14 protein-coding genes are annotated in these 20,441 nt (G+C 65.5%); 7 read left to right on the top strand and 7 right to left on the bottom strand.

Features of this window, described 5'->3' with window-relative positions:
- Positions 1-247 precede the first annotated feature (247 nt).
- The 3 genes from dapA to G5C50_RS04420 all read right to left on the bottom strand — a co-directional run bounded on the left by dapA (position 248) and on the right by G5C50_RS04420 (position 4,404).
- Positions 248-1,141 carry a 4-hydroxy-tetrahydrodipicolinate synthase gene (gene dapA / locus G5C50_RS04430; RefSeq protein ID WP_165065516.1) on the bottom strand — a complete coding sequence of 298 codons (894 nt, stop codon included), beginning with the start codon at positions 1,139-1,141 and terminating at the stop codon, positions 248-250.
- Positions 1,142-1,337: 196 nt separating this feature from the next.
- Positions 1,338-2,096 carry a pyridoxine 5'-phosphate synthase gene (locus G5C50_RS04425; RefSeq protein ID WP_165065514.1) on the bottom strand — a complete coding sequence of 253 codons (759 nt, stop codon included), beginning with the start codon at positions 2,094-2,096 and terminating at the stop codon, positions 1,338-1,340.
- A 13-nt stretch (positions 2,097-2,109) separates the two neighbouring features.
- Positions 2,110-4,404, bottom strand: a complete 2,295-nt coding sequence (locus G5C50_RS04420) for an ATP-dependent helicase (protein WP_165065511.1) — start codon at positions 4,402-4,404, stop codon at positions 2,110-2,112.
- Positions 4,405-4,604: 200 nt separating this feature from the next.
- On the opposite strand from G5C50_RS04420, the gene acpS reads away from it, so the two are divergent.
- Positions 4,605-5,012 carry a holo-ACP synthase gene (gene acpS, locus G5C50_RS04415; RefSeq protein ID WP_165065508.1) on the top strand — a complete coding sequence of 136 codons (408 nt, stop codon included), beginning with the start codon at positions 4,605-4,607 and terminating at the stop codon, positions 5,010-5,012.
- Positions 5,013-5,025: 13 nt separating this feature from the next.
- Here the strand turns inward: acpS and topA are convergent, their stop codons facing one another.
- Positions 5,026-7,788, bottom strand: a complete 2,763-nt coding sequence (gene topA, locus G5C50_RS04410) for a type I DNA topoisomerase (protein ID WP_240906954.1) — start codon at positions 7,786-7,788, stop codon at positions 5,026-5,028.
- Between the two features lie 247 nt (positions 7,789-8,035).
- Here topA and G5C50_RS04405 point away from each other — a divergent pair, with 247 nt between their 5' ends.
- The 3 genes from G5C50_RS04405 (at position 8,036) to G5C50_RS04395 (ending at position 13,612) form a co-directional block, all read left to right on the top strand.
- On the top strand, positions 8,036-9,919 hold the full coding sequence (locus tag G5C50_RS04405) for a SurA N-terminal domain-containing protein (protein WP_165065505.1): 1,884 nt from the start codon (positions 8,036-8,038) through the stop codon (positions 9,917-9,919).
- 795 nt (positions 9,920-10,714) lie between these two features.
- On the top strand, positions 10,715-12,211 hold the full coding sequence (locus tag G5C50_RS04400) for a DUF4912 domain-containing protein (protein ID WP_165065502.1): 1,497 nt from the start codon (positions 10,715-10,717) through the stop codon (positions 12,209-12,211).
- 42 nt (positions 12,212-12,253) lie between these two features.
- A complete protein-coding gene (locus tag G5C50_RS04395) occupies positions 12,254-13,612 on the top strand; it encodes a glycoside hydrolase family 57 protein (protein ID WP_165065499.1) in 1,359 nt (452 codons plus the stop codon).
- 3 nt (positions 13,613-13,615) lie between these two features.
- Here G5C50_RS04395 and G5C50_RS04390 read toward each other — a convergent pair whose 3' ends face one another.
- Complete coding sequence (locus G5C50_RS04390; protein WP_165065497.1) at positions 13,616-14,116, bottom strand: hypothetical protein; 501 nt, start codon at positions 14,114-14,116, stop codon at positions 13,616-13,618.
- Positions 14,117-14,351: 235 nt separating this feature from the next.
- On the opposite strand from G5C50_RS04390, the gene der reads away from it, so the two are divergent.
- Both der and G5C50_RS04380 read left to right on the top strand, forming a co-directional pair.
- Entirely contained in the window at positions 14,352-15,845 is a 1,494-nt protein-coding gene (gene der / locus G5C50_RS04385; RefSeq protein ID WP_165065494.1) for a ribosome biogenesis GTPase Der, read from the top strand.
- 160 nt (positions 15,846-16,005) lie between these two features.
- Complete coding sequence (locus tag G5C50_RS04380; protein ID WP_165065491.1) at positions 16,006-16,908, top strand: sugar phosphate isomerase/epimerase family protein; 903 nt, start codon at positions 16,006-16,008, stop codon at positions 16,906-16,908.
- Positions 16,909-16,964: 56 nt separating this feature from the next.
- Here the strand turns inward: G5C50_RS04380 and G5C50_RS04375 are convergent, their stop codons facing one another.
- A complete protein-coding gene (locus tag G5C50_RS04375) occupies positions 16,965-18,107 on the bottom strand; it encodes a sialidase family protein (RefSeq protein WP_165065488.1) in 1,143 nt (380 codons plus the stop codon).
- Between the two features lie 155 nt (positions 18,108-18,262).
- On the opposite strand from G5C50_RS04375, the gene G5C50_RS04370 reads away from it, so the two are divergent.
- Positions 18,263-19,429, top strand: a complete 1,167-nt coding sequence (locus G5C50_RS04370) for an MFS transporter (protein WP_206107577.1) — start codon at positions 18,263-18,265, stop codon at positions 19,427-19,429.
- Here the strand turns inward: G5C50_RS04370 and G5C50_RS04365 are convergent.
- A complete protein-coding gene (locus G5C50_RS04365; RefSeq protein WP_165065484.1) occupies positions 19,401-20,441 on the bottom strand; it encodes an ABC transporter permease in 1,041 nt (346 codons plus the stop codon). The two genes, G5C50_RS04370 and G5C50_RS04365, sit on opposite strands and share 29 nt — an antisense overlap.

Here is a 20,441-nt window from a genome sequence, read left to right as displayed (position 1 = left end):
GGGAACTCGCCGGGGCCTTCCGGGGAGGTCCGGGAGGCCACGGCGTCTAGGGTGCGAATTATTGATGAGTTTGCAGGTCAGGCCTCGAGGAGAATTCGAGGCTTCGGGAGCAGGAAGGTCTGCGACGGTCGATGGAAGAGCGGGAACGGGAATCAGATCTTCAGAAACGTCTCAAGGAGGATCCGATCTTTCTGCGTCGAAACGAGCGGAGCGTGGGAGCAGGCGAAACAATCCTTCGCGCTGGGCTTCAAGCTTGAATCAGGCCGTAACGGGCGAGAGCTCGTGAGAGCTTTCCGGACTCGACTTCGTTCAGCGGGCAGAGCGGCAGGCGGATCTCGCCGTTGCCGCGGCCCAGCAGAGCCAGAGCCGACTTCAGGGGAACGGGATTCGGGGCCAGTCCGAGAAGGTCGCGACAGAGCGGGAACAACCGAGCGTGTCGCTCGCGGGCAGCCTTGGCGTCGCCGGTGTTGAAGTCGTCGATCAACCCGCGGACGTCGCGGGGGACGATGTTGGCGGCCACCGACACAACCCCTTCGGCTCCGACGGCCATCATCGGCAACGTCAGGCTGTCATCCCCCGAGAGGACGGTGAGGTTGGTGCGAGCGAGGATGTCGCTGACCTGGTCGAGCGAGCCGGCGGCTTCCTTGATCGCGACGATCGTGTCGAGACTCGCCAGCCGTTCGATCGTCTCAGGCTCCATGTTTCGCCCGGTCCGAGCAGGGATGTTGTAAAGGATGATCGGCAAATCAACCGCCTCGGCGACGGTCGCGAAGTGACGATACATCCCTTCCTGGCTGGGACGGTTATAGTAGGGAGCGACCATCAGGGCGCCGTCGGCACCGGCCCGAGCTGCGAACTTGGTCAACCGGATCGCCTCAGCCGTCGAGTTCGATCCCGTGCCGGCCATCACCTTCGCGCGACCGGCCGCCGTCTCCACCACGATCGCGATGACGCGTTCGTGCTCAAGATGAGAGAGCGTCGGCGCCTCGCCGGTCGTCCCCACAGGGCTGAGAATCGGCGTTCCTTGCTCGATCTGCCACTCGACCCAGCCCCGCAGTGCGGGCTCGTCGACCTCGCCATCCTTGAACGGGGTCGCCAGGGCCACGGTGCAGCCGGCGAACTTGTTTCCCTTACTCGCCATGAGAGGAACACCCAGACATCGGTCGGCTTGGATCTCGTCGCCTATACATAAGCATCTGCGACGATCTCTTGCGGAATCATGACACCATGCGAAGGATGCAGCGCCGCATCCCAGTGATCAATATATTAGGTTGCGGCCGCCCCTGAGGGAAGAGCCGCGAGCCTGCTTTACAAGATGTTACACATGAGCGGGCCGCTCACCAGACCCTTGTGATGCATTCTTTCATCTCACGCACCGCCTTCTCAAGCCCGACGAAGACGGCTCGGCAGACGATCGCGTGGCCGATGTTAAGCTCGGCCATCTCGGGAATCGCGGCCACGTCACCCACGTTTCGGTAGTTTAAACCGTGGCCCGCGTGCAGGCCGACTCCCGCGGAAATTATGCGAACCCCAGCGCTGCGGAGCGCTTCAAGTTCGGCGTCGCGGTCGCGACCCTCACGGGCCTCAGCGTATCGTCCCGTGTGCAGTTCGATCGCCTCCACACCGAGCTTGACGGAGGCGTCGATCTCCGACGGGTCTGGATCCAGGAAGGCTGAGACGCGAATTCCAGCGTCGCGGAGCCGTGCGACGGCTTCGCCGACGACCTTGAGCCGCGGCGAAACCGCGAGACCGCCTTCGGTGGTGACCTCCTCGCGCCTTTCCGGGACGAGAGTCACCTGATCGGGTCGCAGCGCTAGTGCGATCGCCACCATCTCGGGCTCGATCGAGAGCTCGAGATTCAGGTCGATCTGGACGGTTTCCCGAAGGACTCGGACGTCGCGATCCTGGATGTGCCGCCGGTCTTCCCGAAGGTGAACGGTGATCCCGTCCGCGCCGCCGATCTCGCAGGCGACGGCGGCCCAAACCGGATCCGGCTCGATGCCTCGCCTCGCCTGTCGAAGCGTGGCGACGTGGTCGATGTTCACACCCAGTCGAGGGGGCCGGCGATGATGTGACGCGGGTTTGGAGTTGCTCATGATATTCGGCTTCTCACCGCGGGCTTCCGCCGGTCTTGCCGACGACCTTCAGAGGCGACTTGGCCAACACGAACGTCCGCTCGCCGGCCACGGTGAACGCAACCCGCCCCTTTCGGTTCGGGCCGGCTCCTTCGATGGCGACGATTCGACCCAGGCCGTACTCCGGATGAAGGACGGACGTTCCAGGACGGAAGGCGTCGAGGTTTCCCGGAGCGGCCGCAGCCCCGCCTCCGGCGGCGGCCGGACCACCAGCGAGTTGGGCGGCCGTCGTGAGCCGGAACCCGCTCGGCGCGGGGGTCGCGGCTCGAGGCGGCTGGGGGCGCCGGGGTGGATAGTTTGAATAGGCGTTGTGCGAGGGACGGCTCCAGCGCGAATCGCCGGAAGCGACGCCCGACCGATCGTCGAAGGTCAGGAAGTCTTCGGGCAACTCCATGAGGAACCGCGACTGCGCCGTGGCTTGCTGCTGGCCTCGAAACGTTCGGATGCGACAGCGGCTGATGTAGAGCTCGCGACGGGCTCGCGTGATTCCGACGAAGAAGAGCCGGCGCTCCTCTTCAAGCTCGTTGGGATTCTCGAAGGCCCGGCTGTGCGGGAGCAGACCTTCCTCAAGCCCGATGATGAAGACGACCGGGAATTCGAGCCCCTTGGCGGCGTGCAGGGTCATCAAGGTGACGGCGCCGGTCTGCTGGTCCCAGCGGTCGACGGGTGACGCGAGGGTGATCTCGGCGAGGAAGTCCTGGATCGTCGCGCCGGGGTGTTCCTGATCGAACTCACGGGCAGCGGTGATGAGTTCTTCGAGGTTCGCCAGCCGGTCCTCGCCTTCTCCCCGCGATTCTTCCTTCAGGTGCTGGCGGTAACCCGTCTTCTCCATCGTCTGGAGGATGACCGTCTCCGCCGGGTGGTCGCGAAGCGCAGCCAACTCGTCGTAAAGAGCGACGAAATCAAGGAAGGCGCGGATGGCCTTCTCCTTCAGGCCGGGGACTTCCCGAGCCCGGCGGGAGGCGTCGAGCAGGCTCAATTCGTGGTCGCGGGCGAAGGCGATGAGTCGCTCGAACGAGGTTTTCCCAAGACCTCGCGGGGGGACGTTGACCACGCGGCTGAACGCCAAATCATCCTTGGGGTTGTTGATCAGATTCAGGTAAGAGACGACGTCCTTGACTTCTTGCCGCTCGTAGAACGAGACCCCGCCGACGATCTGGTACGGAATGCGGGCTGACCGGAAGGCCTGCTCGAAGGTCCGCGTCAGGGCGGTGATCCGGCAGAAGACGGCAACGTCCGAGTAGTTGTAGGTCCCTTCGCGGACGAGAGAGGCGATCTTCGATGCGACTCCCTCGGCCTCCTCGGTCTCCCGTGCGAAGACGGTGACCTGGACGGGCTCGCCGCTGGGGTTCTCCGTGATGAGAGCCTTGGGCTTGCGGTTGACGTTGTGCTGGATGAGGTGGTCGGCGACCGCGAGGATGGTCTTCGTGCTTCGATAGTTATGTTCGAGCTTCACAACCTTGACGGCCGTGTAGTCCTTCTCGAATTCGAGGATGTTCGAGAGGTTCGCCCCGCGCCAGCCGTAGATGGATTGGTCAGGGTCGCCGGTCACGCAGAGGTTGGGATGGTCGACGGACAGGGCGCGAACGATGGCGTACTGGGCCATGTTGGTGTCCTGATACTCGTCGACCAGGACGTAGCGATAACGGGCGTCGAGCTCAGCGCGGACGTCGCGGTGCTCCTTGAGGATCTTGACGACGTGGACGAGGAGATCGTCGAAGTCGACGGCTGAGGCGGCCTTGAGCCGCTCCTCGTAGGCGCCGTAGACCTTGGCGACCAGACGATCCCTGTCGTCCCGGGCGCGATGAGCCAGGGACTTGGGCGTCGCGAGGTCGTTCTTGGCCCGGCTGATGGCGGCCTCGATCTTCTCGGGGGTGATCGGAGGTTCCTCGACGCCCATGGCGTCGAGCACGTCTCGGACGGTGCGCAGTCGATCGGCCTGATCGTAGATCGTGAACGAGGCGTCCAGGCCGACAAGCGAGCCGTGAGTTCTGAGAAGTCGGGCGCAGAAACCGTGGAAGGTGCCGACCCAGACCTTCGCGCCGGGGACGATGGCCTCGATGCGTTCCCGCATCTCGCCGGCCGCTTTGTTGGTGAACGTGAGCGCGAGGATGTTGTGGGCGGGGATTCCCTGACGCAGCAGGTAGGCGACCCGCCGAGTGATGACGCGGGTCTTCCCCGAACCGGCTCCGGCCAGGACGAGGAGAGGGCCGTTCACGTGCGTCGCGGCCTCTCGCTGGGGCGGCGTCAGGTCGGCGAGCAGATCCATCGCGTTCCTTGCTTCGGAAGGGGCGGAACAGGGTCGGGAGGCGATCTCCAAGTATACCGGAGCCTTCACTTCCGAGCGATCGGATTTCAGGCCTGGAAGCGGGCGCAGGCCTTGCAATCGGTCACATCCTCCTCGTTTGAGGTTCGCCCCGTTAGACTGGTGCGATTGACCTATCAGCAAGATGCAGGAGGCCGGCGGGGATGGAGATCCTGGGGATTGGAACAGACATCGTGGAGTGTCCCCGCATCGGCGGCATGATCGAGCGGCACGGGGAGTTGTTCCTGGGGCGGGTCTTCACCGAGCGCGAGATTCGCGCGTGCCAGGGGAAACGGCACGTCATCGAGCACTTCGCGGGTTTGTGGGCTGGGAAGCAGGCCGTTTTCAAAGCCCTCGGCCAGAGGCCGGAACAGAGCTTCGGCTGGACTGATCTGGAGATCCGGAGCGCCTCCGGCGGCGGCGTGCGAGTGCTGGTCGGGGGGCGTGCGAAGGAGGTCGTCCGGCGTAAGAACGTGGGCGACGTCCTGGTGACGATCGCCCACTGTCGGACCTATGCAACGGCTTACGCGATGATCGTCGGTCGGCCGAAACCCTCGGCCGCCGACGTGTAAGTGCCGCGGCGGATCACTCCGTCGCGGCGACCTCTGCCGATTCCGAAGACTCCGCCGATTCCGCGGCAGCCACGGCGGCGTTGATCTTCTCCAGCGTCTCGGGGCTGGGCTCTTTGGTCCCCTTGCACTTGGGGTACTTGGCGCAACCGAGGAAGTAGCCGCGACGACCCTTGCGAGGAATCATCGGACCGCCGCAATCCTCGCAGGTCTCGTCGATCTCAAGCGACTTGAAGTCGGGGCCCTTGGCGGCCGCCGCGGCCGGGGGCGGGGCCATCTTGGCGACCTCGTCCTTCAGCTCATCGGGAACCGGGACGGCGTTCCGGCACTTGGGGTAGCCGGTGCAGCCCAGGAACGCCCCACGCTTGCCCTGGCGGACGGCCAGCGGCTTGCCGCACTTCTCGCACTTGAGGTCGATCTTGATGGTCGGCAGCGGGTTTCCCTCAGCGTCGACGGCCACGATGTTGCGGCACTTGGGATAGCCGGTGCAGCCGAGGAAGGGGCCGCGACGGCCGTTCCGAAGCGCCATCGGTTTGCCGCACTTCTCGCAGACGTGCTCGGTCTCCACGACCTTGCGGACGGGGTTCCCCTGGTCGTCGATGTCGAACGACTCCTTGCACTCGGGATAGCCCGAGCACGAGAGGAACTTCTCGCCCTTCTTGTTTTCGCGGATCATCAGCGGTTTGCCGCACTTCGGGCAGTCGTGGCCGCTCTCGACGGCCTCGGCGCGAGGTGCGCCGCCGATGGGGCGGGTCGCCTTGCAGTCGGGGTACTTGGAGCAGCCGAGGAACTCGCCGGTGCGGCCGAACTTCATGACCATCGGGGCGCCGCAGACGTGGCAGACCTCGTCGGTCGCGATCTGCACCCGCTCCATCTGGGTCTCGGCCGCCTTGAGGGCGTCCTGGAACGGGTAGTAGAACTCGTCCAGGACCTTGACCATGTCCTCCTTGGCGGTCGCGATGTCGTCGAGCTCGTCCTCCATGTGACCGGTGAACTTCAGGTCGAGGATCTTGGGGAAGTGCTTGACCAGGACGTCGGTCACCACCATCCCCAGCTCGGTCGCGAAAAACCGGCGATCCTTATGCTCGACGTACTTCCGATCCTGGATCGTCTGGATGATCGGGGCGTAGGTCGAAGGTCGGCCGATGTTCTCTTTTTCCAGGGCCTTGATGAGCGTCGCTTCGCTGTATCGCGGCGGCGGCTGGGTGAAGTGCTGGGTTGCGGCCAGGTCCTGAAGGTCGAGCGTCTGGCCGACGTTGATCGGCGGCAGCAGCGCGTCTTCCTGCTTGCCGGACGACGCCCACATCCGTCGGTGGCCGTCGAACCGGAGGATCTTGCCCTGCGCCTTGAAGAGCCCCGGCCCAGCCTGGATGGCGACATCCGTCACGGTGAACACGGCCGGCGTCATCTGGCTGGCGACGAATCGGCGGTAGATCATCTCGTACAACCGAAGCTGGTCGTGGGTGAGATGGGCACCGATCTTCTCGGGCGAGTACGCCAGGTCGGTCGGCCGGATGGCCTCGTGAGCCTCCTGGGCGTTCTTGCCGGCGGCGTAGCGGTTGGGCTTGGCCGGTAGGTAACGATCGCCGAAGTTGTGCTTGATCAGGTCGCGGACGCTGGTGAGGGCTTCATCCGAGACCCGCAGACTGTCCGTTCTCATGTAGGTGATGAGACCGACCGGGCCGGAGCCGTCGACGTCGATACCCTCGTAAAGCTCCTGGGCGATCTTCATCGTCTTCTTGCCGGAGAACCGCAGCCGGACGGACGCCTGCTGTTGCAGGGTGCTCGTTTTGAACGGGGCGTCGGCGCGGTCGAGCTTCTCGGCTTCCTCAACCTTCGAGACGACGTAGGTCTCGGAGGCCAGGACGTCGCGGACCTTCTGGGCGTCGGCCTCGTTCGTGGCCTCGAACTTCTTGCCGTCGAAGTCGACGAGTCCTGCCTCGAACTTCTCGTCCTCCTTCGTCGAGCCGACGGGGGAGACGGTAGCGGTGATCCGCCAGAACTCTTCCTGGACGAACGCCCGGATCTCCCGCTCACGGTCGACGATCAACCGGGTGGCGACCGACTGGACGCGGCCCGCGGACAGGTTCCGGGCCACCTTCTTCCAGAGCAGGGGGCTGAGCTGATAGCCCACGAAGCGGTCGAGGAACCGGCGCGCTTGCTGGGCGTTGACCATGTCCATGTTGATCGGGCCGACCTTGCCGAACGCGTCGCGCACGGCTCGCTCGGTGATCTCATGGAAGGTCACGCGGCGGACCCGCTCGTCGGGGAGTTCCAGGGCGTGCTGGAGGTGCCAGGCGATGGCTTCCCCCTCGCGGTCAGGGTCAGTCGCCAGGTAGACGATGTCGGCCCGGGAAGCGTCTCGCTTCAGGGTGCCGATGGTCTCCGTCTTGGCGGGGACGACCTCGTACGACGGGGCGTAGCCGTTGGCGACGTCCAGCCCGAGCTTCCGCTTGGGGAGGTCGCGGACGTGGCCCATGCTGGCTTTGACGAGGTATCGCGAGCCCAGGAACTTGTTGATCGACTTCGCTTTCTTGGGGCTCTCGACGATCACCAGCGAGGGGCCGGTCCCCGGCGTCCCGTAGTCGACCTCGGCGGTCTTTGACTTCGCACCCTTGCCGGTCGCAGACTTCGAGCCCTTCGGCGCAGCAGCCTTCTTGGGAGCGGCCTTGGCCTTGGGAGCGGCCTTGGCCTTCGGGGCGGCTTTCGCCTTGGCCGCCTTGGGCTTGGGAGCGTCGCCGTCGGGGGATTCGGACTTGGGAGAGGACTTTGGCGGCACGTTGTTGTCCTATGGTCTTTCCTAGAAATCAGATCAGTCGATCCGTCCGGGTTCCGCCGGATTACGAGCGCCGGCCCTTTGAGGTTGCTCCGGGCGGCGGAATTGCTACGATGGGGGTTTCCTGGGCCGTCGATCGCGATCCCGCTGCCTCCCCAATAAGGGGCATAGCTAGGGTAACGGGGTCTGTCAAGGGGTGGGGCGCCGAGGAGGCCCCCCCGAGCCTCTCTGAAAGCATCTGAGGATCCCCATGCCTTTCGAGGTCTTCCGTCGCCACCAGCGCAAGATGCTGGCCATTCTCGCCATCCTGGCGATGTTCACCTTCGTCCTCGCCGACAGCCTGCCCCGTATGCTCAGTTCGAGCTACGGCAACCGGGGCGACGTCGAGGTCGCCAAGGTGTTCGGGAAAACCGTTCGGCTCAGCGACCTGCACGCCATGGCCAGCCAGCGCAACCGCGCCAATCTCCTGATGGGCTCGGTGAGTCAGCGATTCGACCGTGACGGGTTCTTCGGCGGCCTCAAGCAGCGCGACCTGATCGATGCTGTGATCCTCGAGAAGGAAGCCGACCGCCTGGGAATGCCCGCCGATTCCGCCGCCGGCAAGGAATTCCTCCAGGCCAACTCCATGCTGCCGCTGAACCGGGAGAACTTCGAGATCCTCTACAGCCGGTTCAGCAACGAGGTCAGCCGCGAACAGCTTCTGGCCGATCTCGCCAACCAGGCCCGAATCCAGCAGGTCCGCGGGTTGATCGGCGGTCGGCCGATGATCACGCCCTACGACGTCTACCAGGCCTATCGCAATCAGGGCGAGCGGGTCGCCGACAAGATCGTCGAGATTCCCGTCGAGAACTTCCTGGCCAAGGTTGAGGAACCGTCCTCGACCGAGGTCCAGACGCTCTTCGACAAGTACAAGGACGTTCTCCCGACCCCCGGCTCTCCGACGCCTGGCTTCAAGGTCCCCCGCAAGGTTCAGGTCGAGTTCGTCTCGATCGACGCCGAAGGCAAGGCTCGCGCCCTCCGCGACAAGCTCCCCGAGGCTGAGCTGCAGACCTTCTACGAGAACCACAAGAACGAGTACAAGATTCCCTCCGATTTCCCCGACGACCTCTTCGCCGATGCTCCTGAACTTACGCCGCCGGTGATCCAACCGTTCGCGCAGGTCAAGGCTCTGCTGGCCGAACGGCTCGCCGATGAGAAAGCCCAGGAGCAGGTCGGCAACGTCTTCGGCGAGATCCGCGACAAGGAACTGATCCCCTTCGCGGACGACTACTTGACGATGCTCGACGAAAAGGCCGCCGACCCGAACGCAAGCGTGAAGGCCCCCGTCGACGTCGACCTCAAGGCGATCGCCGCGAAGGACGGCCTGGCCTATGAGATCTCTCCGCTTCTTTCCCGAGAGCAGGCGGAACGCTACGGGATGATCGCCAACGCCCAGGTCGGATCCGTCCGGCTCAGCGGCGGCCGGCGGTTCGTCGATGAGTTCTTCGATCCCAAGGTCGGCCTCTATGAGCCCGTTGAACTGATCGACCTGATCGGCAACCGCTATCTCGCCCGCAAGATGAAGGACGAGGCCCCGCGCGTCCCGAGTCTGGACGAAGTCCGCGCCGATGTCGTCCGGGCCTGGAAACTGGCAAAGGCCCGCCCCCTGGCTGAAAAGGCCGCTCAGGATATCGCGTCCAAGCTGAAGGCGGAGAAGAAGGGGAAGATCGAGGCCGATCAGGTCGACGGCTACACCGTCGCCTCGGTTCCGCCGATCACCAGCATGCAGTCGGGCTTCGCCGACAACCCGTTCGGTTACGCCCCGCCGACCGAGACCCCCATCCCGGGGATCAGCTACCCCGGTGAGGCCCTCCGCAACGCGTACTTCAGCGTCCAGGAAGGCGAGCCGCTCGTCGCGTCCAACCAGCCTGGGACGATGTATTACGTCGTCGCCCTGGACCGTCGCGAGCCCGTCGACTTCAACAACCTGTACGGCCCGGTCGGCGAGGAGATGAGCTACAAGGCTCTCACCCGAATCCAGACCTCGATCCGCCAGAACCAGGACTGGATGGATCGCCTCCGTCGCGAAGCCGGCCTCCCCGCCGACTGGACGCCTCCCGATGAGGCGAGCAAGGACGAAGAAGCCCACGGTTGATCCCGAGGCTCAAAACCAACCGACGGCGGGTTCGTTTTCAATCGAAGCGAACCCGCCGTTTCGTTTTTAAAGTCCTGCGGGCGTTCGACTTGGGAACGCCAGCGATTTGGCTTCGATCGGCGAGAATCCCCCTCGGCTGCCAGGATCGAACCGCACCGGTCACCGACCGCCAGGGCGATCCGAAGACAGACCTGGTCGAGCAGGGCGTTAACCGCCGCGGCGGCTTCGTTTGCGACGGAAGCCAGAGCCATCGGGCGGCGCAAAGCCCAATCCATGCTGGCTTTAACGACGCCGGCTTTGGCTTCGTTCGTCCGCATTTCCGCCATACTTTGCGAAGGATGCCTCATCCGGGTGCCATGGCCACGCTTAAGTGCCATGAACCGGTGTGGGAGCCCGAGCAACCGTCGCCCATCGTATGGCTCCGCAGGCGCGTCCCTGGTCCCTGATTCCAACCGTTAGGCCAGATCTGGCTTCAGGCGGATGCCGGACACGAGCGAGGAATGTCGGTTTCGCGGAACGTCGATGTCGATTCCGACGTCCGCCTGACTTCGATGCGCGTCGAATTGAGAAAGAATGCACAGCCTCTCATTCAAGATTTTACGACCAATTCCGAGGTCGAATTTCAGAGCCCGCACAATCGTTTCAACCGGCGCGTTCTCCGTGATCGGGATGGAGTGCGGCTTGGGAAAAGGCTCGCCAGACCCCCGCGCGTGATATAGTTCGCAGTGAAATGGAGCGTCATCGAGGGATGGCCTTGCGCACCTGGGAATGAGCACGTGGGGAGGAAGGTCGCTGATGCGGATCGCCCTGATCGGGTGGGACCTCGACCGCGCGGCGGTCTCCGCGATCGCCCGGCCGGGGGTCGACCTCGTCGCCCTGACCCGATGGTTCCCAGACGAGGCCGAGCGCGAGGCGCATCCCGGCTGGCTGGAAGTGCGCTGCCCCCATGAGATCGGCGGCGACGAGCCGACCTCGTTCGGCGTCGGCGTGGTTCGGGCGGCGAGCAACGCGGGCCTGAGCTACGACTTCGACGTGATCCACGCCCTGGACCCGAAGGCCAGGCCGGCGGCCGGCGAACTGGCCACGCGCGGCGGCGGCCGAGCGGTCGTCATCGCCTCGGACCGGGCCGAGGGCGAGGAGGCGGAGAACCCTGGATTCGGACCGCTGTCGGCGCCCGACGCCTGGTTCTGCGATCACCCCTGGGGGGCCGAACGGCTCCGGACGCGAATCGGCCCGAACGCAGGCCGCATCGTCACGGTTCTCTCCCAGGAGGGCCTTGCACATTGGCTCGACCGTGAAGGTCCGCGAGACGCTCCCGAGGAAGGCTCTTGCGCCGTCTTCGTCATGTCTCACGACGCGCGGCGCTGCTCTCGAACGATCCTGGATGGAGTGAAGTCGGCGCGGGAGAAGTCCCCCGGGCTCGTGGCAGCGGTTTTCGGTGCGGATCCGCGCTGGGATCGACTGCGGCGTCGGCTCAAGGGCGAGGGACTCCTCTCGACGGAATGGGGAGGAACTCGACTGCCGGCGATCGGACGTTGGAACGCGGCCGTCTCGGAGGCGGCCGTCGTCGGCGTCGGCTCCACGAACGCGATCGACGACCCCGTCGCTCGGGCGGCGTGCCTTTTGGGCGCGCCTGTAATTCGCGTCGCGGGACGGACCCCCGAATCCCTGGCCCGCGACATTCTCGACGCCCTCTTCGATAGGGACCGTCGCGAGGAGGACGTCCGACTCGCATCGGCCGTGGAGGCTCGCTCGAGCGATCCCGAGGGCGTCGCCCTGCAATGGCTCCGGTCGTACATGCGGCTGATCGACGCCCGGCGGAACGGGCCCGAAGCCGGCGACGGCCGGATTCGGCGGGCTGGGACAGGTTCAACGCCGATCGCGTTTCCGGAACTTCGATCCCGGTTGGCCCTGACTCCGATTTCCAGCCGTGAGGCGGAAGCCTCCTGGACGGTTCGCCCCGACGACTGGCGGTCGGCGCTGGAGTGGCTGGGACCGGAGGCGCCGCGAGCCGTATTGACGATTCGGCTCTTCGACGTGACCGACACGGCCTTCGACGGGCTGAACGCCCACAACACGTCGGACGTGGACGTGAGCCTGTCCGAAACGCATCGCACGATCGCATTGCCGTTCGACGGAAGGTCGATCGCAGCCTGTCTGGGCGTACGGTCGCGATGGGGCTACTTCCATCCGCTGACCCACGCCCGGATCTGCCATCTCCCGCGCGAGGGGCATGCCCCCGCAATCCATCCGCGGCGGCTCAGGGTCGCCCCCAGACGTCCCGTCGTCTGAACGACCTCAAGACTCTCGCGACGCCTCCGAGGAACAAGAACGGTGACGCCCTGCCTGGCCCTGGTCCTGGAACTCCACCACCCGCTCCCCGCTCCCGGCCGAGGCGTCGGCCGGGACTGGGCTGACTCCGCCGTGGGCGTCTTCTGGCCGGTTCTCCACGCCGTCAACGACTTCGTCGAACATTCCGGAGGCGCCTCGATCACCCTGGCGGTCAGCCCGAGCTGGACGGCCCAGGCCGCCGACGCGACCGCTCGTGAAATGGTCAGGCGCGAGATGGCGCGACGAGCCGGCGACGGTCGGCTCGACCGTGATCTCCATCGGTTCTTCGCCTCCACAGGAGGCGGCGACGCGCTGAGCCTGCTCCGTCGTTGGAGCGGCTCGGGCGCGATCGAGGTGATCCCGACGACGGCCACTCACACGTGGATTCCCAGCCTCGCCTCCGAGCGGATTCTGATTCAATCCCAGGTCGGCCTGGCGGTTGAGGATCACGCCCGCCGTTTGGAAACGCGCCCCTCGGGGATCTGGCTCCCCTCGCTGAGTTATGCGGCCGGAATCGAAGGAACGCTGGCTGCGAACGGCCTGCGATACTTCGGGGTTCCCGCCGACGCTTTCCTCAGGGGGACCGTCCTGCCGCCCTTGCGGACGGCCGCGCCCATGATCACGCCGGTCGGCGTGGCGGCGTTCGCCGTCTCGACCGAGCCTACCGCTCACGCCTTCGACGCCGGCGTCGGGTACGGGCTCGACGCACGCTACGCCGATCCGAAGCTAGCCCCGCGAGCCGCCAGCGATCATGCGGAACACTTCCTGAACCGCTGGATCGAGCAGTGCTACGCCGTTCCGGACGACGCCGAGTTCGCCGACGAACGTCTGACGGCCGTCGCCTTCTCGGCCGTCGACCTGGCGAGGGCCTGGCCTGCCGGAGGGGGCGCCCTGTGGCTGGCGACCCTGCTGAATCAACTGTCGCGACTCGATACCGCCTGCGGAGCGTCGCTCGACCGCTATCTGGCCCGCAACCCGGTCGGCGTGATGGGCCGCCCCGGCGCAACGGCCGGCGGATTCCTCGCGGCCCGTCCGGCTGGCTCCGACCTCTTCGACCGTTGCCGCGCAGCTTCGGACCTGCTCGCATTCGCCCTCGATCGTCGCGGCTCCATGTCGGAGAGGGAGAAGCAGACCGCTGCCGAGATGCTCCGTTGCCTTCTCCGCGCCCAGCAACTCGACTGGTCGTACCCTCTGCACGGAGCGATTGATCCCGACGAGGGGCTGCGACGGGCTTCGGCCCATCTCTCACGGTTCTATGAACTGGCCGCCGCGCTGATGTCGGGTCGACCCGACCGAGTTGTGACGCCGAAGGGGCCCGAGTTCCTTCCGGACGTCGATCTGAATGCCGCCGCGCGAGCGTGATCGCTACGTCGACGCGATCAGCAACAACGCAATCTGGACGGGCCAGGCGATCGCCAGGATCATTCCGAAGCGGTTCGTCCAGGCGCCGCTGAAGGCGACCTTCGCCTCCTCCGCCGAGACGGAGATCCAGCGTCGCCAGACTTCGATCATCGCCAGCAGGCAGGCTTCGGCCACCCCCACGGCCAGGACGATCGCGGGGAATCCCGATTGCAACCAGGCGAACAGCGAACTGAGGATCCAGGGCGCGCCAAGCACCAGCCACAGGCGGTCGCCGACCGTTGGACCCTCGGATTCAACGCCGGCCATCCGTCGGAAGAGCACGACGAAGGGCCCGGCGGTGGTGGCGGTCAACCAGAGGAAAGCCAGAGAACCCACGATCAGACCCGGCGTGGAGACGTCCGGTCCCAACGCTCGTTTCAGGTGCAGCAGGGCGAAGGCGGCCCCGATTGTGAACGCCATGAAATCGGCCGTCGTCAGTCGCGAATCGTGCGTGCCTGCGGTCATGCTGGGCGAGGACTCGGAAGACTTGTTTGAGTACGATTTGCCGAAACCGTACGTGCGATCGTATAATAATCGCGATTCAGTGTGGTTCGGGTCGCGTCAAGCATCGGGTGAATTCGGACGGCGCGCGCATCCGGGGTCGGTTTCCTTCCTCGCACCTGCCTTCCTACGTCGGTCTCCCCGCCATCACGCACGTCGGACCGTTTCCGGAACCGTGGTTCTGCGGGGAGTTCGTGTCATGGCTCTGCCCAAAGTCGTCATCGTGGGTCGGCCCAACGTCGGCAAGTCGTCGCTGTTCAACTGGCTGGCGGGTCGGAAAATCGCGATCGTCGACGACGTGGCCGGCGTCACCCGGGACCGGGTTGGGACGCTCGTGCAGATCGGGGACGACGACGATCCCCGGTTCTTCGAGCTGATCGACACCGGCGGCGTCGGCATCGTCGACCGCGACGACCTCGACCAGGACGTCGAGCGCCAGATCGACACGGCCATGAACGAGGCCGACCTGATCCTCTTCGTCGTCGACATCCGCGAGGAGCTGATGCCCCTCGACGAGGTGGTCGCCCAGCGTCTTCGCTACATGAAGACGCCCGTCATCCTGGTGATGAACAAGGCTGACGACGCGATCTTCGACGATCGCGGCGGCGAGTTCTACAAGCTTGGCCGCGGCAAGCCGATCGCCGTCTCCACGCACCAGAATCGCAACAAGGCGCAGCTTCTTCGGCTGATCGAGAAGCTCCTCCCCTGGGAGCAGACCGAACGCCCCGCCGACGCCGTGATGAAAATCGCCGTCGTCGGCCGGCCGAACACCGGCAAGAGCACGTTCATCAACACGCTCGCCCAGGCTGAGCGGATGATCGTCTCGGAACGGCCGGGAACCACCCGCGATTCGGTCGACGTCCACTTCGAGCTGGACGGCCTGCCGTTCATGGCGATCGACACCGCCGGCGTGAAGCGCAAGGCGAAGATCCGCGACGACCTGGACTTTTACTCGATCCACCGAGCCGAGCGCTCAATCCGCCGGGCGGACGTCGTCTACCTGTTTATGGACCCGACGCAGGGGATCACCCGGCTGGACAAGCAACTGGCCGACTACATCTCCAAGGAATACAAGCCCTGCGTGTTCGTCGTGAACAAGTGGGACCTCATGCTGAACAGCGACGAGAACGAGGGCGCCAAGGGCATGAGCCGCTTCGCCCACGCGGTTCAGCACTCCTTCCGCAACATGAGCTACATGCCGATGGCGTTCATCACGGCCAAGACCGGGAAGAACGTGAAGGCTCTGTTGAACCTGTCGCAGTCGCTCTTCAAGCAGGCCAACCGCCGCGTGGGGACCGGGACGCTCAACCGCGTTCTTCGCGAAGCCGTCGCCGCGCACCCGCCGGCGGTTCGTGAGAATCGTCCGGCGAAGATCTACTACGCCACTCAGGTCGGCTCGGCCCCGCCGACCGTCGTCCTGTTCGTCAACAGCCCCCGGCTGTTCGACGCGACCTACCTCCGCTACCTGTTGAACGTCTTCCGCGAGAAGCTCCCGTTCCACGACGTTCCCATCAAGCTCTACATGAGGTCGCGGAAGCAGGCCGAGCCTGGCGACAAGCCCCCCCGCGAGGACGGCGGCGAGGAGTGGCCGGAGGTCGACGAATTCTCGCTGCCTCACGAGGAGAAGCCGGCCGAGGACGTGCGCTTCCTCAATCGCGAGGTCAACGAACTGCTCGCCGATCTCGATTCGTAAAGGGGAGCCGTTCGGGCGGCGGAGAACTTTTCAGAACGGCGGTCGACGGTGGAAGCGACCAGACGCGCCCTGTAAATTCAGGGTATGAAGCGGCTCAGCCTGCTGGCCGCGTCGACTTCTCACTCGCGGCTCACCGCCGTCAAACTGAGGTTCTCACGCCATGAACGACAATCGTCGCGCTTTCCTGCGCCGCTCGCTGTTGGCGGCGGCCGCCGCTCCCTCGCTGCTAGGTCAGGCGACGGTCCGCGCCATTCCTCCGATCCTTCGCAAGCGGCCCAGCCACCTGAAGCTGAGTGTGGCCGCGTATTCGTATCGGCAGTTGCTGCAAGCGAAACCGCCGAAGATGGACATGTTCGGATTTCTCGATCTGGCGGCGAGCCTCGGTTTCGACGCCGTTGAGCCGACCTCTTACTACTTCCCGCCCGACGCCGACGAGGCTTATTTCTCCAGGTTCAAGCGGCAGGCGTTCCTGGAGGGGCTCGACGTTTCGGGAACCTCGATCGGCAACAATTTCTGCGTTCCGTCGGGCGAGAAGCGGGTCGAGCAGATCGCCCTGGCCAAGAAATGGATCGATCGAGCCGCCTGGATGGGCGCGCCGGTGATCCGCGTCTTCGCCGGGCAGATCCCCAAGGACTCGACCGAGGACGTCGCCTTCGGCTGGGTGATCGAGTGCTTCAACGAGGTTCTCCCCTACGCCGAGGCCAAGGGAATCGTCCTGGCGCTGGAGAACCACGGCGGGATCACGGCGTCGGCCGATCAACTCCTGAAGTTCGTGAACGCGATCAACCATCCGAACTTCGGCGTGAACCTGGACACCGGGAACTTCCGGACCGAGGACCCCTACGGCGACCTCGCCCGGCTGGCTCCCTACGCGGTGAACGTCCAGGTGAAGACCGAGATCCACCCCAAGGGCAAGCCGACCGAGGAGGCCGACCTGCAGCGGATCGTCGACATCCTCGTCGCGGCCCTTTACGCGGGGTATGTCGTGATCGAGTACGAAGCGGCCGAGGACGTCCGTTTCGCCATGCCGCGCTATTCGAGGAAGCTCCGCGACATGCTCTGATCCGAGACGACCGCCAGCCCCGGCCGCGCGAGTCGAGCGCGGCCGGGGATCTGCGATCAGCGCGACGGGGCGGCCATGACGTCGAGTTCGCCCAGCTTCAGACGGACGGAGACGATGTAAGGCTTCACCTTCTCGTCCGGGTTCCAGTGGCCGTAAGTCGTGGTCACGATCGTGCCGTCCGGGAGGACTTCCACGCCGGGATACGCGCAGTCCCATTTGGCGTGGTTGTCCATCAGACGGATGCGATACTGGCCGTCGCGACCTTGGACGATGTCGTCATACGTTCCGACCCAGGCGACCCAGTCGCCCTGGGTCGGGCTGTCCTTGGCCATGTCGCGAAACGCGATGAAGAGGCGGCCGTCGGGAGCGTACCTGGCGGTGTGGCGGTCGCCGGTGAGGGAGAGTGGAAGCTCGCGGGGTTTGGTCCACGTCTCGCCCTCGTCGTCGGACGTGATGAGGTACGAGTTGTGTTTGCGGCTGTTCTCACGAAGGATCACCGCGATTTGACGGCCGTCGGGTGAGCGAACGAGTCCGGGCTCGCAGAGGCGAAGCGTGTCTGACTCGGCGATCACGATCGGCTCGCTCCAGGTCAGTCCGCCGTCATGCGAGAGAGTCTTCTTGACGCGAAAGCGCCGGGGTTCCGACTTCCCCGCGACGGCCGGAGATCCGTCGCCGTGGAAGAGGGCCATGTAAGTCCCGTCCTTCAGGCGGTCGACGCTCGCCATCGCCACGATCCCGCCGAAGTCGCCGATGGGCTTCAGCGGCGACCAGGTGATCCCGTCGTCTTCGCTGAGCGACGATCGAATCGGCATCATCCCCGAGAAGACGATCAGTCGCTTCTTGCCGTCCTTGTCAATCACGCGGTGGATCGTCGGCGTCTCCAACGAGGTCGACCAGTTCTCAGGCGTCGGCATCCGGTCCGACCAGGTCAGGCCGCCGTCGGTGCTGCGCTTCAGGACGATGGCACCCTTGCCGTGTCCCTTGGGGTAGACGATCACGATCGTCTTGCCGTCTTCGAGCAGGACCGTGGTTGGATGCCCGAGATACTGGCCCGACTCCTGGTCCACGATCACCTGACGTTCGGTCTGGCCGGCGAGGTCCAGCGACTTGATCGAGGCCTGTTGCGCTTCCGCCGGCGGCGCGACGGCGAGGAACAGGGCGGCCAGGGCGAGGATGACGCGTGGGAAAGCCCGCTTCAACGTGAACTCCTGTGTCGGACGGTTGACCCGACGGTTAAGATGTCTTCAAACCCCGCGAAGCCCTCTCGCGACGCCGATCCCGGCCGTTGCGGGGCTTCCACCTCTCGAACGAGCTTCCCGCCGAGACGATGATTGAACGTAGGACGGTCTGGATCATGGCGATCGGCAGCGGGCTGTCGGTGGCGAACCTCTACTATAGCCAACCGCTGCTGGAACGCATGGGGGATCACTTCTCCGCGTCTGCCTCTCGAATGGGAATCGTCTCGACCGCCACGCAGGTCGGTTATGCGTCGGGGATGCTGTTGCTGGCCCCGCTCGGCGACCTGCTGGAGCGGCGGCGGCTGATCGTGGTCCTGCTGCTGGCGACGGCGCTGGCGCTTGCGGCGGTGGCCGTCTCGCCGAGCTTCGCCTGGCTGGCGGTCGCGAGCCTGATCCTCGGGGCCTCAACGGTGACTCCTCAGATCATCGTCCCTTTCGCCGCGGCGATCGCCGAGCCCAACGAGCGTGGGAAGGTCGTGGGGACGGTAATGAGCGGGCTTCTGATCGGCATCCTGCTGGCGCGGACCGCGAGCGGTTTCATCGGCTCGCATCTGGGCTGGCGGGCGGTCTACTGGCTGGCTTCCGGGCTGATGATCGTACTGGCGGGGGTGATGGCCAGTGGGCTGCCGAAATCCTCGCCGACGCTGGTCGGGACCTCGTACGGGGCCTTGATGCGCTCGATCGTCGGCCTGGTTCGAGAGCTTCCCGCGCTTCGGACTTCGGCCCTCTTCGGTGGCCTGGCCTTCGCGTCCTTCAGCGTCTTCTGGACGGTGCTGGCCTTCCATCTGGCGACGCCGCCGTTTCATTACGGCAGTGACGTCGTGGGCCTGTTCGGGCTGGTCGGAGCCGGCGGCGCGGCGGCTGCGCCATTGGTGGGCAGCTTCGCCGATCGCCGAGGCTCGCGCTGGTCGATCGGCCTTGGGTTGTTGATGATGCTGGCGGCTTACCTGGTTCTTGGCGTCCTCGGATGGACGATGACCGGATTGGTCGTCGGGGTGCTGCTGCTGGACGTGGGGGCTCAGTGCAACCACATCTCGAACCAGACGCGGATTTACGGCTTGAGACCCGAGGCGCGGAGCCGGTTGAACACCGTCTACATGGTCGCGTTCTTCCTGGGCGGGTCGATGGGCTCCGCCGTGGGGGCGGCGGTCTGGCCGCGTCACGGATGGATCGGCGCCTGCGCGGTCGGGATCGTCTTTCTTCTCGCCGCGCTGACTGTCTTCGCAACGACGAAATGGGACCGGCCGGTCTTCGTCACGTCGAAGGTCGAGGAGTCCGTCTGAGGCGACCGAAGCTGCGGGCGACGAACGCCGTCCACCTTCGGCGGTGGACGTCGGCGACGACCGCCAGCACGATCACCAGGCCGCTGATGAGTCGTTTGGCCGGTTCGCTGGCCCCGACGTGGTCCAGGCCCGTCTGGAGCACGGCGATGATGAGGACGCCGAGGAAGCTCCGGAGCACGGAACCCCGGCCGCCCATCAGGCTTGTGCCGCCGATCACCACCGCGGCGATCGCTCCAAGCTCCATCCCCACGCCGCCGTTGGGATCAGCCGAAGAGACTCGGGCCACTTGAAAGACTGACGCGATCGCTGCGCACAGGCCGGAGAGCACGAACGTCAGCAACTCGGTCGGCCGAGGGTCGATCCCCGAGAGCCGCACCGCCTCGCGGTTCGTTCCGATCGCGACCGCGTAGCGGCCGAAGACCGTCCGGGTGAGTAGGATCTGGCCGGCCACGACCAGCCCAAGGGCGATCAGGAAGCTCGTCGAGGCTCCGAGGCCAGGAATCGGCCGCGCCAGCCACTCGATCCGGGGGCCGACGTACTTCGTTTCCGAGTTCGTCAGCAGGTAGGTCGCGCCTCGGGCCGATTCGAGCATCCCGAGCGTGACGATGAACGAGGGGATCGTCAGATGGACGGTGATGAGCCCGTTGATGAGACCGATGAGCGCCCCAGCCCCCAGGCAGGCGATCAGCGCGACCGGGAAGGGCGCGTTCCAGTCGACGAGCGCGATCGCCAGCACCGCCCCGCAATGGGCGACGACGGAGCCGACCGAGAGGTCGATCCCGCCGATGACCAGGACGAGCGTCATCCCCACCGCGAGCGCCGTGAGATCGGTTGACTGGTTGACGATCGTCTTTACCGTCTGCGGCGACCAGAAATGGTCGCTGAAGAAACCGAAGGCCGCCGAGAGCGCGGCCAGCACGACGAGCATGCCGAGGACATCACCGGTGCTCCTCCAGGCGGCGAGCGAGGAAGCACGGAGGTCGGTTCGCGATTCTTGGCCCGGATCGTTCAT

It is taken from the genome of Paludisphaera rhizosphaerae (genome assembly GCF_011065895.1).
Taxonomy (GTDB): Bacteria; Planctomycetota; Planctomycetia; order Isosphaerales; family Isosphaeraceae; genus Paludisphaera; species Paludisphaera rhizosphaerae.
This window is presented reverse-complemented; position numbering and strand designations above follow the sequence as displayed.

Coding starts and splice junctions, on each gene's coding strand:
- dapA (WP_165065516.1), bottom strand. CDS start 1,141: ATGGCGAGTAAGGGAAACAAGTTCGCCGGCTGCACCGTGGCCCTGGCG.
- G5C50_RS04425 (WP_165065514.1), bottom strand. CDS start 2,096: ATGAGCAACTCCAAACCCGCGTCACATCATCGCCGGCCCCCTCGACTG.
- G5C50_RS04420 (WP_165065511.1), bottom strand. CDS start 4,404: ATGGATCTGCTCGCCGACCTGACGCCGCCCCAGCGAGAGGCCGCGACG.
- acpS (WP_165065508.1), top strand. CDS start 4,605: ATGGAGATCCTGGGGATTGGAACAGACATCGTGGAGTGTCCCCGCATC.
- G5C50_RS04405 (WP_165065505.1), top strand. CDS start 8,036: ATGCCTTTCGAGGTCTTCCGTCGCCACCAGCGCAAGATGCTGGCCATT.
- G5C50_RS04400 (WP_165065502.1), top strand. CDS start 10,715: ATGCGGATCGCCCTGATCGGGTGGGACCTCGACCGCGCGGCGGTCTCC.
- G5C50_RS04390 (WP_165065497.1), bottom strand. CDS start 14,116: ATGACCGCAGGCACGCACGATTCGCGACTGACGACGGCCGATTTCATG.
- der (WP_165065494.1), top strand. CDS start 14,352: ATGGCTCTGCCCAAAGTCGTCATCGTGGGTCGGCCCAACGTCGGCAAG.
- G5C50_RS04380 (WP_165065491.1), top strand. CDS start 16,006: ATGAACGACAATCGTCGCGCTTTCCTGCGCCGCTCGCTGTTGGCGGCG.
- G5C50_RS04370 (WP_206107577.1), top strand. CDS start 18,263: ATGGCGATCGGCAGCGGGCTGTCGGTGGCGAACCTCTACTATAGCCAA.
- G5C50_RS04365 (WP_165065484.1), bottom strand. CDS start 20,441: ATGAACGATCCGGGCCAAGAATCGCGAACCGACCTCCGTGCTTCCTCG.